This is a genomic window from Candidatus Rhodoblastus alkanivorans, from assembly GCF_022760755.1.
Taxonomy (GTDB): domain Bacteria; phylum Pseudomonadota; class Alphaproteobacteria; order Rhizobiales; family Beijerinckiaceae; genus Rhodoblastus; species Rhodoblastus alkanivorans.
Genome location: NZ_JAIVFP010000001.1, coordinates 1,440,936 through 1,454,469, shown reverse-complemented (window position 1 = coordinate 1,454,469; position 13,534 = coordinate 1,440,936). Strand labels below are relative to the sequence as shown.

Sequence of the window (13,534 nt, the reverse complement as noted above, 5' to 3'; positions counted from 1 at the left end):
GACGCGATAATAACAGATTCGCCGCGGTCAGGCGGAGACGACGTAATTGTTATCGCGCAGATATTTGACGATGCGGTCGGCCATCTGCTCGGCGGTTCCGTCTTCCTGGGTCAGGACGATCTCGGCGTTGTCCGGCCGCTCGTAAGGTTGGTCGATGCCGGTGAAATTCTTGATCTCGCCGGCCAGCGCCCGTTTGTAGAGCCCCTTGCGGTCGCGCTGCATGCAGACATCGAGCGGCGTATCCACGAAAACTTCGACGAATTCGCCGGGCCCAAGCAGTTCGCGCACCATGCGCCGCTCGGCCTCGAAGGGCGAAATGAAGGAGGACAGCACGATCAGGCCGGCGTCCACCATCAGTTTCGACACTTCGCCGACGCGGCGGATGTTCTCGACGCGGTCGGCGTCGGTGAAGCCGAGGTCGCGGTTGAGGCCGTGGCGCAGATTGTCGCCGTCGAGCGTCGCCGTATGGGCGTGCTGCGCGGCAAGCTTGACCTCGACCAGATTGGCGACCGTCGATTTGCCCGAACCGGACAGGCCGGTGAACCAAAGCACCGCCGGCTTCTGATGCTTCAGCGTGGCGCGCACCTCCTTGGTCACGCTCATGCGCTGGAGATGGACATTGGTGGCGCGGCGCAGGGGGAAGGCGATCGTGCCGATCGCGACCGTGGCGTTGGTGGTGCGGTCGACCAGCAGGAAAGCGCCGGTATTGCGGAAATGCTCGAAGGAATCGATGCAGATCGTCCGCGAGACGTCGATGTTGCAGAAGCCGATCTCGTTGATCCGCAGCGTCTTCGCCGCCATTTTCTGCTGGTTCGAAATGTTGAGGCGGTGCTTGATCTCGGTGACGCTCGCCGGGACTGTGCGGCCGTTGATCTTGATGAGATAGGAGCGCCCGGGCAAAAGCTTGTCCGCGCCCATCCAGAACAGATGGGCGGCGAATTGCTCGACCACGGTCGGACGGTCAGCGACATGGCAGATCAGGTCGCCGCGCGAGGCGTCGATCTCCTCGGTGAAGACGAGGGTCACCGCGTCATTGGCCTCGGCGCTTTCGAGATCGCCGTCCATGGTGACGATGCGCGCGACATGGGTGGTCAGGCCGGTGTCCGCGATCGAGATTTCGTCGCCGACCTTGACCCGCCCCGACATGACCGTGCCGCTCATGCCGCGGAAGTCGAGGTTCGGCCGGTTCACCCATTGAATCGGGAAACGCAGCGGCGCCTCGGCGGCGTCGTCGGCGACGTCGACGGTTTCGAGATAGTCGAGCAGGCACGGCCCATGACGCCACGGCATGGAAGTGGAGGGCGATGTGACATTGACGCCGAACCGCGCCGACATCGGGATGGCGGCGAGCGTCTTGAAGCCCAGGCCGCTGGCGTGGGCGGTAAAATCGGTGACGACGGCGTTGAACACGGCCTCGCTGTAATCGACCAGGTCCATCTTGTTGATCGCCAGCACGATGTGGCGGATGCCGAGCATCGAAACGATCGACATGTGGCGCAGGGTCTGGTCGAGAATGCCCTTGCGGGCGTCGATCAGCAGGATCGCCAGATCGCAGTTCGCCGCCCCGGTCGCCATGTTGCGGGTATATTGCTCATGGCCGGGCGTGTCGGCGATGATGAAGGAGCGCTTGTCGGTCGAGAAATAGCGATAAGCGACGTCGATGGTGATGCCCTGCTGCTGCTCGGCCTCCAGGCCATCGATCAGCAGAGCGAGGTCGAGGTCGGCGCCGGTGGTGCCGAATTTGCGCGAGTCGCGTTCGAGGGTAACGAGCTGGTCGTCCGGCACCAGTCCGCGATCATAGAGAATGCGGCCGATCAGGGTGGATTTGCCGTCGTCGACCGAGCCGCAGGTGAGCAGCCGCAGGGTCGGAAGCTGCACGGTCGTTTCGCCGTCGCGCGCCGGGAAGGTCGTCATCGGATGTTTCATCAGAAATAACCCTCGCGCTTTTTCTTCTCCATCGAGCCGGATTCATCGGCGTCGATCAGCCGGCCCTGGCGCTCGGAAAGGTGGGACAGGCGCAATTCCTCGATAATGTCGTCCAGATTCTGGGCGCTGGATTCGATCGCCCCGGTCAGCGGATAGCAGCCGAGCGTGCGGAAGCGGGACATGATCATTTCCGGCATTTCGCCCGCGTGCAGCGGCAGGCGGTCGTCGTCGACCATGATCAGCACGCCGTCGCGCTTCACCAGGGGCCGCCTTTTCGCGAAATAAAGATCGACCACCGGGATGTTTTCGGCGGCGACATAGGTCCAGACATCCATCTCGGTCCAATTGGACAGAGGGAAGACGCGCATGGATTCGCCCGGCGCGATGCGGGTGTTGAACAGCCGTCGCAGTTCGGGGCGCTGGTTGCGCGGATCCCAGGCGTGGGCGGCATTGCGATGGGAGAAGAAGCGCTCCTTGGCGCGGCTTTTCTCCTCGTCGCGCCGGGCGCCGCCGATCGCGGCGTCGAATTGCCATTTGCCGAGCGCCTGGCGCAGGCCTTCGGTCTTCATCACCTGGGTATGGACCGAAGAGCCGCTGGCGATCGGCGAAATCCCGCGCGCGACGCCGTCCTGGTTGATATGGACGATCAGGTTCAGCCCGAGCCGCTCCGCGGTCTCGTCGCGGAACGCGATCATCTCCTTGAATTTCCATGTCGTATCGACATGCAGCAGGGGAAAGGGCGGCTTGGAGGGATAGAACGCCTTCAAGGCCAGATGCAGCATCACGCTCGAATCCTTGCCGATCGAATAGAGCATGACGGGATTTTGAAATTCGGCGGCGGTTTCTCGAAGAATATAGATCGACTCGGCTTCCAACTGACGCAAATGTTCCGAAATCGCCATGACGTCGCTTTCCATTTCACCCTGCCGCTCGCGAAGCCAGGCTTCGGGCCGGCGCCCAACCCCGGACAGCGGCGCCCAACGGGACAAAGCGGCAATGAGGCGCCCCGCCCAGGGCGGACGGAGCGCCGAGGTCCAGCCACTTAAAGCATAACAATCCCGGCCCCGTCTGCAACTTTTTGGCAGCGGCGGAAGACGCGCGGCCCCTCCGCGCAGCGAAGGAGCCCACGTCGGGCAAATCCGGATTTTGGAAAATGGTGGGCGCGACAGGGATCGAACCTGTGACCCCTACGATGTCAACGTAGTGCTCTCCCGCTGAGCTACGCGCCCGTCTCCGGCCAGGAACCTGTCCCAACCGGGTCGTCAAGGGTGGGGGGGTGTATATCGATTTGGTTCCGGCCGCGCAAGCCGGCGCCGGCAAAAAACTTTTCTCCTCACGCAGCGAGCAGGCGGGTCACCTCATTGACCAGATCGCGCAGGTGGAAAGGCTTTGACAGCACCTTGGCCTGGCGCGGCGCGTGATTGTCGGGATTGAGCGCCACTGCGGCGAATCCGGTGATGAACATCACCTTGATGTCAGGGTCGAGTTCGGTGGCGCGGCGGGCGAGTTCGATGCCGTCCATTTCGGGCATGACGATGTCGGTGAGCAGCAGTTCGAAAGGCTCTTCGCGCAGGCGGTTATAGGCTTCGAGGCCATTGTCGAAGGAAACGACCGCATAGCCGGCGTTCTGCAACGCCTTCACCAGAAAACGGCGCATGTCGTTGTCGTCTTCGGCCAAAAGGATCTTCACCGATGGTTCCGTGTGGTGGTGTTGGTTCATGTCGCCCTCATTCGCGCCCTTTCGATAAAGCCCCATCGTAGTAAATAACAGGTGAAATTTCATTAAAAGGCCGGGAAAGTTAACGGCCTCACCCGGCGCTTTCACGCTGGACAATCGCACGGCCCGGCATCATGCTTGCCAGTTCGTAAACGCCGCCGGCGCCTGGAGGGCCGGCCGATGAAAATGGAAGGCGAAATGGAGGTTTTTACGGCGGACGCGGAACGCGCCAGACCGGCCTGCGAGACGCTGGAGCCGGAGCGGCTCGCCTCGCCTCTGGTGTTCTCCTCTCCCCATTCCGGACGCGCCTATTCTGAAGATTTTCTCGCCGCCTCCGCGCTCGACCTGCAGATGCTGCGCAGTTCGGAAGACGTGGCGGTGGACGATCTTTTCGCCGTCGCGCCGCTCCTTGGCGCGCCCCTGCTGCGCGCCAATTTTCCGCGCGCTTTTCTCGACGTCAATCGGGAACCCTACGAGCTTGACTCAAAATTGTTCGTCGAGCCCCTGCCCGACTACGCCAACACACGCTCGCTGCGCGTCGCCAGCGGGCTCGGCACCATCGCGCGGGTCGTCTCCGAAGGCCGGCCGATCTATCGCGAGCGCATTCCGCTGGCCGAGGGCCTCGCCCGGATCGAGACCTGCTACAAGCCCTATCACGCGCAGCTCGAAGGCCTGATGAACCGCGCCGCCGAGAAATTCGGCGCAGCTTATCTGATCGACTGTCATTCCATGCCGTCGCGCATGCCGACCGGCAATTCGCGACGCCCTTACGAACCGGTCAACGCCGATTTCGTGATCGGCGACCGCCATGGCGCGAGCTGCGACCCCGCCTTTTCCCATCGCGTCCATGCCCTGCTCGCCGGCATGGGCTATCGCGTCGCCCGCAACAAGCCCTATGCCGGGGGCTTCATCACCACGAACTACGCCGCCCGCTCCCGCAACCGCCACGCGCTGCAGATCGAGATCAACCGCGCGCTCTATATAGACGAGGCGACGCTCCAGCCTTTGCCGCGCTATAAGGAGATCAAGGCCGATCTCTCGCGCCTGGTCGCGGAAATCGCCGGCGGCGTCGCGCCGGGATCGACCTGGCGCGCCGCCGCGGAATAATTTCGCGCCGGCGCCGGGATCGCGGGCAAAAAAAAGACCGCCAACGGGATCGTCAGCGGCCCAAGTCAGGGGAGGAAACGCCCAAAGCGGGCATCGACGGCGAAAAGGCGCCGCGACGCATTAAGTATGTGGTTGCAACGCACAAAACGCAAGGCGGTCCGAACGACTTTTCGGCGCCAAAAAAAACTCTCACGAAAGAACGGCCTTGCCCTCAGCCACACCGAAGAAAATAACATTTTGTTTTTCATTGAAGTTCCGCTTTGCGGCGTCGCGGACCGCCTTCGCGCGCCCTGTACTTTGGTCGGATAAGACTGGAGTCCGCGGACGGACTCGCTTTGCCTCCCGCTTCATGGCATGTCTCCAACCGAGCAACAGCCGGAACCAGGGAGCGGCAAGATGACGGCGGTGGATTTCCTGCCTTTCGTGGACCGACTGGCGCAGATTTCGGGCGAAGCGATCATGCCTTTCTTCCGCGCCGCCTTCGCGATGGAAGACAAATCCGGCGGCGGGGTGTTCGATCCGGTCACCGAGGCCGACCGCGCCGCCGAGGCCGCGATGCGCCGCCTGATCAAGGAATCCTTCCCCAATCATGGGGTGATCGGCGAGGAATTCGGCGCCTGGGGCGAAATGTCGGAATATGTCTGGGTGCTCGACCCGATCGATGGCACCAAGAGCTTCATTTCCGGCCTGCCGCTATGGGGCACGCTGATCGGCCTGCTGCATCAGGGTTCTCCCTGTTACGGCCTGATGCACCAGCCGTTCACGCGCGAAAAATTTTATGGCGACGGCGCGGAGGCGCATTGGAGCGGGCGCGGCGCGCGACACGGCGAAAATGCCACCCGCCGCCTGCTGACCCGCGCCTGCGCCGGCCTCGACCGCGCGACCCTGATGACGACCTCGCCCAAGCTCATTCCGGAAGCCTTGCGGCCACGCTACGAAGCGCTGGAGGCCAAGACGCGGCTCGTACGCTATGGCGGCGACTGCTACGCCTATTGCATGCTCGCCGCCGGCCATGTCGATCTCGTGGTGGAGGCCGGGCTCAACGCTTACGACATCGTCGCCCTGATTCCGATCGTGCGCGGCGCCGGAGGCGTGGTGACGACCTGGGACGGCGGCGATCCATCGAAAGGCGGCGCCATCGTCGCCGCCGGCGACCGGCGGACGCACGAACAGGCGCTGGAAGTTTTAAACGCCGACCTGTGATCCGCTTTCGACCGCCTGGCTGATTTCGTTTTGTGAGGCGGCATGCACAGCCGATTCTTTTGCATCTTGCGAGGCGGCTTCCGCCGCCAGGTTATTTGCATTTGATGAGGCGGCTTCCGCCGCCAGGTTGATTGCATTTGGAGAGGCGGCTTCCGCCGCCTCGTGCAGAAAACGCTCGCCGGGAATGAAGGCGTCGAAGGCCGCCCAGAATTTGGACCTGATTTCGGCGCGCTCCATCAGGATCTCGTGGCGGGCGTCGGACAAAACGAGGCAGGACGCGGTTTTCAGCCGCAGCGCGAACCGCTCGATCGCCGGCGTCGAGACCAGCCTTTCATCACCCGACGCCAGAAGCAGCGTCGGCGTGCGGATGCGCTCGACCTCATTGTCCAAGGTCAGCCGGTCCATCAGACCATAGGCGGCATGCGCCCAGCCGATGGTCGGATCGCCGATCCCAAGCGCGGGCGCCAGGCCGAGAAGCTGGGCGGCGCGGGCGAAACGGCGCTGGTCGCCGGTCAGGACATTCCCGGAGAAAGACTTTTGGAACAGGGTCCTGGCGCCGCCGCCGGGCACGAACAGACGCGAGAGCCCCAAAGCGTGGAAGGAGGCGGCAAGATGGCGCGCCGTCGTCGATCCGGGGAAGCCGTAAAGGTCGATCATCGGCGCCGTGCCGACGATCCGCTCGAACGGCGTCGCGCCGCCACGCGCCGCGCAAAAATCAAGGACCGCCGCCGCGCCCATCGAATGCGCGAGCACGAACCACGGCTTGGGGCAATCCGGCGTCAGAAGCTGGCGGATGAAGGCGTCGAGGTCGCGCCGGTAATCGGTCGAGCGGCGAACGTGACCCTTGGCGCGGTTGCGCAGCAGCCGCTGGGAGAGGCCCTGGCCGCGCCAGTCGAAGGTCGCGACGGCGAAGCCGCGCGCCAGCAATTCGCCGATCGTCTCGAAATATTTCTCGATGAACTCCGCCCGGCCCTGAACGAGCGCCACCGTGCCGCGCGGAAAACCTTCCGGCCGCCAATAGGCCGCCCGCAGCTCCACGCCGTCGCTCGCGCGCAGGCCGACGATATTGGCGCCGGGCGGACAGCGGTTGGCGGGCGTGTCGATCAGCTCCATGGCGCGCACTTTAGATCGGGAAAACCGCTTGGCGCAATTCGTAACCCGCAAAACCGTTCCGCAATGCCTTGAAAAACGCCGGGCGCGCTCCATCTCCTTGATAGCGCGGGCCGAATGCGGACGCGCTCCGGCGGGGGCGAGGCGCCTTCGCCGCATGTCGCTCAATGGAGGATATGCCATGCGTCAATTTGATCTCTCTCCGCTCTACCGTTCGACCATCGGTTTCGACCGGCTGTTCTCGCTGCTCGATCAGGCCGGCGCGCCGGAAAGCGCCGCCGTGTCCTATCCGCCTTACAATATCGAGCGCACAGGCGAAAACGCCTATCGGCTGACCGTTGCGGTGGCGGGCTTCGGCGAAAACGAACTCTCTATCGAATCGCGCCAGAACGCTTTGACCATCAAGGGCGAGAAAGAAGCGCGCAAGGAAGGCGAGACGCGCGAAATGCTCTATCAGGGCATCGCCGCGCGCGCCTTCGAGCGCCGTTTCCAACTCGCCGACCACGTTCTGGTCACCGGCGCCCGCCTCGAAAACGGCCTGTTGCATGTCGATCTCGTCCGCGAGATTCCGGAGGCCCAGCGGCCGCGCACCGTCCCGATCGGCCATGGCGCGCCGCGTCCGGTCGAGGCCGCGAAAGCGGAAGCCCCCAAGGCGGCCTGATCCTTCGATCCGCCGAATTGTCGGGCGCCCGTTCGGGCGCCCGTTTTTTTGCCCTCATTGCTGCGGCAGCGGCTCGACCTTGGGCGCCCCCCGAGGGCGCAACGGCCTGATCGGGCTCAAAGCGGCGTCGCCGGAATCGCTCCGCGACGGCGCGGACCGCGGCGCCGACGGCGGCAGGGGCCTTGCCTGGACCTCGGCGGGGCCGCCGTTTCCGGCGTCGGCCGGGCCCTCCGGCGCATGTTCGGGCGGCGGCAGCGGCCGCCCCGGAATGACGAAGTCGCTGTTGGGCCCAGGCGCGGCGCGGGGCTCCTCGCGGCGGGCAAGCACCGTCACATCCAATATTTCGCCGCTCGTCGCGTCGATCGTGAAACGCTTGCGGGCGCCCTCGGCGTCGCGGCCGATCGCCACGATATTGGGCCCGCGCAGCCGCGGACGGCCGATCATACGCGCGCCCTCGTCGGCGAGAACAGCCCTCACCTCGCCCGGAGTCAGGGGCCGCGGCGCCGGCTGCGGCGCCTCCTGCTGGCCGAAAAAGGGAAAGAACTGCGCGCGCGCCGGGAGGGCCGCGCCCGTCCACAAGACGGCGGCGAGCACAGCCGCGGCCCATTGAAACCTGCTCGGAACGGACGCGCGCGTCATGACCTTCTCCCGAATCCTTCAAATTGTCTATGCCACAAAGACGACGGCGCGGAAACCGAAGGCGCCCAGGCCGCGACGCCAATCGACGGCTTATTGCCTTGAAAACGCACAGAAAGGCCGAAAACTCGGCGCCACGCCCCTGATTGTGAAAAAACTTTTGCCAACAACGCCCCGCGCTTGGCCATGACGACTTGTGTGGCGAATGCTAATCTGGCAATGTCCCGCGCTGTTAAATAGGACAGCTTTACTGACCATTTAAGGCCTCGTATGGGCATGGTTCGACCGGCGCCCGCCTCGCGGCGGCGCCGGGACCGCGACAGGGCCATCCTGGGCGCGGCGGGTCCGAGACGGACGGATGATATGGCGCGGGACCGGCGCGACGCCGGCGCCGCCAACTGGCAGGATGGACGGGCATGAACGAATTGAGCAGGTCGAATCTTTCCCGGACCGCGTCCAGCCAAAAGAATTGTTCCGTCTCGTCCGGCGATTCCACAATGGAGCAGGGAATGCATTTCGCGACCGCCAACGGCCTGCCGCCGGCGCAGGGCCTTTACGACCCCCGCAACGAGCACGACGCCTGCGGCGTCGGTTTCGTCGCCAATATGCACAACGCCAAATCCCACGAGCTGGTGCGGATGGGCCTGCAGATCCTGCTCAATCTCGACCATCGCGGCGCGGTCGGCGCCGATCCCAAGGCCGGCGACGGCTGCGGCATGCTGCTGCAGATTCCGCATCGTTTCTTCAGCGAGGAGGCCGTCCGCCTCGGCTTCGCCTTGCCCGAGCCGGGACTTTACGCCGTGGGCGCCTTGTTCATGCCGCGCGACCCCGACGCCCGCAAGAAAATCGAGGACATTTTCGAGCGCGTCGTCGCCGAGAACGGCCAGAAGATCCTCGGCTGGCGCGACGTTCCGGTCGATCCGAGCGGCCTCGGCGAGACCGTCAAGCCGACCGAGCCTGTCCATCGCCAGATTTTCATCGGCCGCGGCGAATCGACCGCCGATCAGACGATCTTCGAGCGCAAGCTGTACCTGATCCGCAAGATGGTCTCCAATGCGGTTTACGGCCTTCGCGATCCTGGCATGGCGGGATGGTATCCGGCTTCACTGTCCTCGCGCACCATCGTTTACAAGGGCCTGCTGCTCGCCTCCCAGCTCGGCGACTATTTCGCCGATCTGCGCGATGAGCGGTTCGAGACCGCCGTCGCCCTCGTTCATCAGCGTTTCTCGACCAACACCTTCCCATCCTGGCAGCTCGCCCATCCCTATCGCATGGTCGCCCATAACGGCGAGATCAACACCCTGCGCGGCAACGTCAACTGGATGGCGGCGCGCCAGGCCTCGGTCGCCTCGCCCTTGTTCGGCGACGACATCTCCAAGCTGTGGCCGATCTCCTATGAGGGCCAGTCGGACACCGCCTGTTTCGACAATGCGCTCGAATTCCTGGTCCAGGGCGGCTATTCCATGGCCCACGCCATGATGATGCTGATTCCCGAAGCCTGGGCCGGCAATCCGCTCATGGATGAAGAGCGCCGCGCTTTTTACGAATATCACGCCGCGCTGATGGAGCCCTGGGACGGGCCGGCGGCGGTCGCTTTCACCGACGGCCGCCAGATCGGCGCGACGCTCGACCGCAACGGCCTGCGCCCGGCGCGCTATCTCGTCACCGAGGACGGCCTCGTCGTCATGGCCTCGGAAATGGGCGTGCTGCCGATCCCGGAAGAGAAGATCATCACCAAATGGCGCCTCCAGCCCGGCCGCATGCTGCTGGTCGACATGGAGCAGGGCCGGATCATTTCCGACGACGAGATCAAGTCGAGCCTCGCCTCCTCCCATCCCTATCGCGAATGGCTCAAGCGCACCCAGATCGTGCTCGAAGATCTGAAGCCCGTCGAGGTCCGCTCCTCGCGTTCCGACGTGTCGCTGCTCGACCGTCAGCAGGCTTTCGGCTACACCCAGGAGGATATCGCGATCCTGATGGCGCCCATGGCCGTGACCGGCCAGGAAGCGGTCGGGTCGATGGGCAACGACACGCCGATTTCGGCCATGTCGTCCAAGCCCAAGCTGCTTTACACTTATTTCAAGCAGAATTTCGCCCAGGTCACCAACCCGCCGATCGACCCGATCCGCGAGGAGCTGGTGATGAGCCTGGTGTCCTTCATCGGCCCGCGTCCGAATATCCTCGACCATGAGGGCACGGCGAAGAAGAAGAGGCTCGAGGTCCGCCAGCCGATCCTGACCAACGCCGATCTCGAAAAGATCCGCTCGATCGGCCATTTCGAGGATTCTTTCGACACCAAGACGCTCGACATCACCTATGCCGTCGAACTCGCCGCGCACGGCATGCAGTTCATGATCGAGCGCCTGTGCGACCGCGCCGAACAGGCCGTGACCGGCGGCTATAACATCATCGTTCTGTCCGACCGCATGGCCGGCCCCGACCGCATCCCGATCCCGGCTTTGCTCGCCACCGCCGCCGTGCACCACCATCTGATCCGCAAGGGCCTGCGCACTTCGGTCGGCCTGGTGATCGAAACCGGCGAGGCGCGCGAGGTGCATCATTTCGCTCTGCTCGCCGGCTATGGCGCGGAGGCCATCAATCCCTATCTCGCCTTCGAGACGCTGGCCGACATGGCCGACGAATTCCCGGCGGAAGTGGACGGCTACGAGGCGGTCAAGCGCTACATCAAGTCGGTGGACAAGGGCCTGCTCAAGGTCATGTCCAAGATGGGCATTTCGACCTACCAGTCCTATTGCGGCGCGCAGATCTTCGACGCCGTCGGCCTGTCGAAAGAGTTCGTCGACGCCTATTTCACCGGAACCGCGACCCAGATCGAAGGCGTCGGCCTCGACCAGATCGCGGCCGAGACGTTCGAACGCCACAAGCAGGCTTTCGGCGACGCGCCGGTCTATCGCAACGCGCTCGACGTCGGCGGCGACTATGCTTATCGCATTCGCGGCGAGGCCCATAACTGGTCGCCGGACACGGTCGCGCTGCTCCAGCACGCGGTGCGCGGCAATTCCCAGGACAAATACCGCGCCTTCGCCAAGCTGCTCAACGACCAGTCCGAGCAATTGCTGACGATCCGCGGCCTGTTCCGCATCAAGGACGCCGAGGAGGACGGCCGCAAGCCGGTTCCGCTCGACGAGGTCGAGCCGGCGACCGAGATCGTCAAGCGTTTCGCCACCGGCGCCATGTCCTTCGGCTCGATCTCGCGCGAGGCCCACACCACGCTCGCCGTGGCGATGAACCGCATCGGCGGCAAGTCGAACACCGGCGAGGGCGGCGAGGAGCCAGACCGCTTCAAGCCCTTGCCCAATGGCGATTCCATGCGCTCGGCGATCAAGCAGGTCGCCTCGGGCCGGTTCGGCGTGACCGCCGAATATCTGGTCAATTCCGACATGATCCAGATCAAGATGGCCCAGGGCGCGAAGCCCGGCGAGGGCGGCCAGCTCCCCGGCCACAAGGTGGATGCGGTCATCGCCAAGGTGCGCCATTCGACGCAGGGCGTGGGCCTGATCTCCCCGCCCCCGCACCACGACATCTATTCGATCGAAGACCTCGCCCAGCTGATCTACGATCTGAAGAACGTCAATCCGCGCGCCGCCATTTCGGTCAAGCTGGTGTCGGAAGTCGGCGTCGGCACGGTCGCGGCTGGCGTATCAAAGGGCCGCGCCGATCATGTGACCATTTCCGGCTATGAGGGCGGCACGGGCGCTTCGCCTTTGACCTCGATCCGCCACGCCGGCAGCCCGTGGGAGATCGGCCTCGCCGAGACCCACCAGACCCTGGTTCTGAACCGCCTGCGCTCGCGCATCGTCGTCCAGGTCGACGGCGGTTTGCGGACGGGCCGCGACGTCGTCGTCGGCGCCTTGCTCGGCGCCGATGAATTCGGCTTCGCCACCGCGCCCTTGATCGCCGCCGGCTGCATCATGATGCGCAAATGCCATCTCAACACCTGCCCGGTCGGCGTCGCCACCCAGGACCCGGTGCTGCGCAAGCGCTTCGTCGGCCAGCCCGAGCATGTCATCAATTATTTCTTCTTCGTCGCCGAGGAAGTCCGCGAATATATGGCCAAGCTCGGCTATCGCACGATGAACGAGATGACCGGCCAGATGCAGATGCTCGACCGCGATCGCGCGATCCAGCATTGGAAGGCGAATGGCCTCGACTTCGCCAAATTGTTCCGCAAGCCGGAGCCGCTCGACGGCCAGACCATTTACCGCTCGGAGTTCCAGAACCACAATCTCGACAAAGCGCTCGACAAGGAATTGATCGCGCGCTCGGTGGCGGCGCTCGACCGCGGCGCGCCGGTGCGCCTCGAAACCGACATCTGCAACGTCAACCGCTCGGTCGGCGCCATGCTGTCGGGAGAAGTCGCGCGCATCTATGGCTACGCCGGCCTGCCCGACGACACCATCCACATTCGCGCCAAGGGCACCGCGGGCCAGAGTTTCGGCGCCTGGCTCGCCCATGGCGTGACGTTGGAGCTTCAGGGCGAGGCCAACGATTATGTCGGCAAAGGCCTCTCCGGCGGCCGCATCGTGGTCTATCCGCCGCGCGAGGCCCAGCAGATCACGCCCGAGAATTCGATCATCGTCGGCAATACCGTGCTTTACGGCGCGATCTCCGGCGAGGTCTATTTCCGCGGCGTCGCGGGCGAACGCTTCGCCGTGCGCAACTCCGGCGCGATCGCGGTGGTGGAAGGCGTCGGCGACCACGGCTGCGAATATATGACCGGCGGCGTGGTCGTGGTGCTCGGACCGACCGGGCGCAATTTCGCCGCCGGCATGTCGGGCGGCATCGCCTATGTGCTCGACGAGACGGGCGACTTCCAGGCGCGCTGCAACATGGCCATGGTCGATCTGGAGCCGGTCGTCGAGGAGGAAGACCTCAACTGGCGTCTCAACAACCAGGGCGGCGACCTCGAAAGCCACGGCCGGGTCGACATCATGAGCGACATGTCGCGTTTCGACGCCGAGCGCCTGCGGCAGATCATCGCCAACCACCTCCAATACACAGGCTCCACCCGCGCCCGGGAAATTCTCGAATATTGGGACGCCTACAAGCCGAAATTCCGGAAGATCATGCCGGTCGAATACCGCCGCGCGCTCGCGGAGCTGATGACGCAAACCGAACAGCGGCAGGCCGCCGCCGCAGGGGAATGACGCCGG

At 64.5% G+C, this 13,534-nt stretch carries 9 protein-coding genes and 1 tRNA gene; 4 read left to right on the top strand and 6 right to left on the bottom strand.

Going from position 1 to position 13,534, the window contains the following annotated elements; translation table 11 throughout:
- Positions 1-27: 27 nt before the first annotated feature.
- The 4 genes from cysN to cpdR all read right to left on the bottom strand — a co-directional run bounded on the left by cysN (position 28) and on the right by cpdR (position 3,616).
- Positions 28-1,926: a sulfate adenylyltransferase subunit CysN gene (cysN, locus tag K2U94_RS06725; RefSeq protein ID WP_243066468.1), complete on the bottom strand. Its 1,899-nt coding sequence runs from the start codon at positions 1,924-1,926 to the stop codon at positions 28-30.
- Positions 1,926-2,843, bottom strand: coding sequence for a sulfate adenylyltransferase subunit CysD (cysD, locus tag K2U94_RS06720; RefSeq protein WP_243066467.1), 918 nt, complete (start codon positions 2,841-2,843; stop codon positions 1,926-1,928). Before cysD ends, cysN begins: the two co-directional genes overlap by 1 nt.
- A gap of 237 nt (positions 2,844-3,080) precedes the next feature.
- Positions 3,081-3,155, bottom strand: a tRNA-Val gene (locus K2U94_RS06715).
- 104 nt (positions 3,156-3,259) lie between these two features.
- Positions 3,260-3,616, bottom strand: coding sequence for a cell cycle two-component system response regulator CpdR (gene cpdR, locus K2U94_RS06710; RefSeq protein ID WP_425332545.1), 357 nt, complete (start codon positions 3,614-3,616; stop codon positions 3,260-3,262).
- A gap of 213 nt (positions 3,617-3,829) precedes the next feature.
- On the opposite strand from cpdR, the gene K2U94_RS06705 reads away from it, so the two are divergent.
- Both K2U94_RS06705 and hisN read left to right on the top strand, forming a co-directional pair.
- Positions 3,830-4,750 carry an N-formylglutamate amidohydrolase gene (locus K2U94_RS06705; protein ID WP_425332544.1) on the top strand — a complete coding sequence of 307 codons (921 nt, stop codon included), beginning with the start codon at positions 3,830-3,832 and terminating at the stop codon, positions 4,748-4,750.
- A 396-nt stretch (positions 4,751-5,146) separates the two neighbouring features.
- A complete protein-coding gene (hisN, locus tag K2U94_RS06700; protein WP_243066464.1) occupies positions 5,147-5,953 on the top strand; it encodes a histidinol-phosphatase in 807 nt (268 codons plus the stop codon).
- On the opposite strand, the gene K2U94_RS06695 is transcribed toward hisN, so the two are convergent.
- The gene (locus K2U94_RS06695; protein ID WP_243068818.1) at positions 5,936-7,066 is read right to left on the bottom strand and encodes an alpha/beta hydrolase; all 1,131 of its coding nucleotides are present in this window, start codon (positions 7,064-7,066) and stop codon (positions 5,936-5,938) included. The genes hisN and K2U94_RS06695 overlap by 18 nt on opposite strands.
- A 178-nt stretch (positions 7,067-7,244) precedes the next feature.
- On the opposite strand from K2U94_RS06695, the gene K2U94_RS06690 reads away from it, so the two are divergent.
- Positions 7,245-7,724, top strand: a complete 480-nt coding sequence (locus tag K2U94_RS06690; RefSeq protein WP_243066463.1) for an Hsp20 family protein — start codon at positions 7,245-7,247, stop codon at positions 7,722-7,724.
- A 54-nt stretch (positions 7,725-7,778) separates the two neighbouring features.
- Here the strand turns inward: K2U94_RS06690 and K2U94_RS06685 are convergent, their stop codons facing one another.
- Positions 7,779-8,363, bottom strand: a complete 585-nt coding sequence (locus K2U94_RS06685) for a hypothetical protein (RefSeq protein ID WP_243066462.1) — start codon at positions 8,361-8,363, stop codon at positions 7,779-7,781.
- A gap of 413 nt (positions 8,364-8,776) precedes the next feature.
- On the opposite strand from K2U94_RS06685, the gene gltB reads away from it, so the two are divergent.
- Complete coding sequence (gene gltB / locus K2U94_RS06680; RefSeq protein ID WP_483413710.1) at positions 8,777-13,528, top strand: glutamate synthase large subunit; 4,752 nt, start codon at positions 8,777-8,779, stop codon at positions 13,526-13,528.
- Positions 13,529-13,534 lie beyond the last annotated feature (6 nt).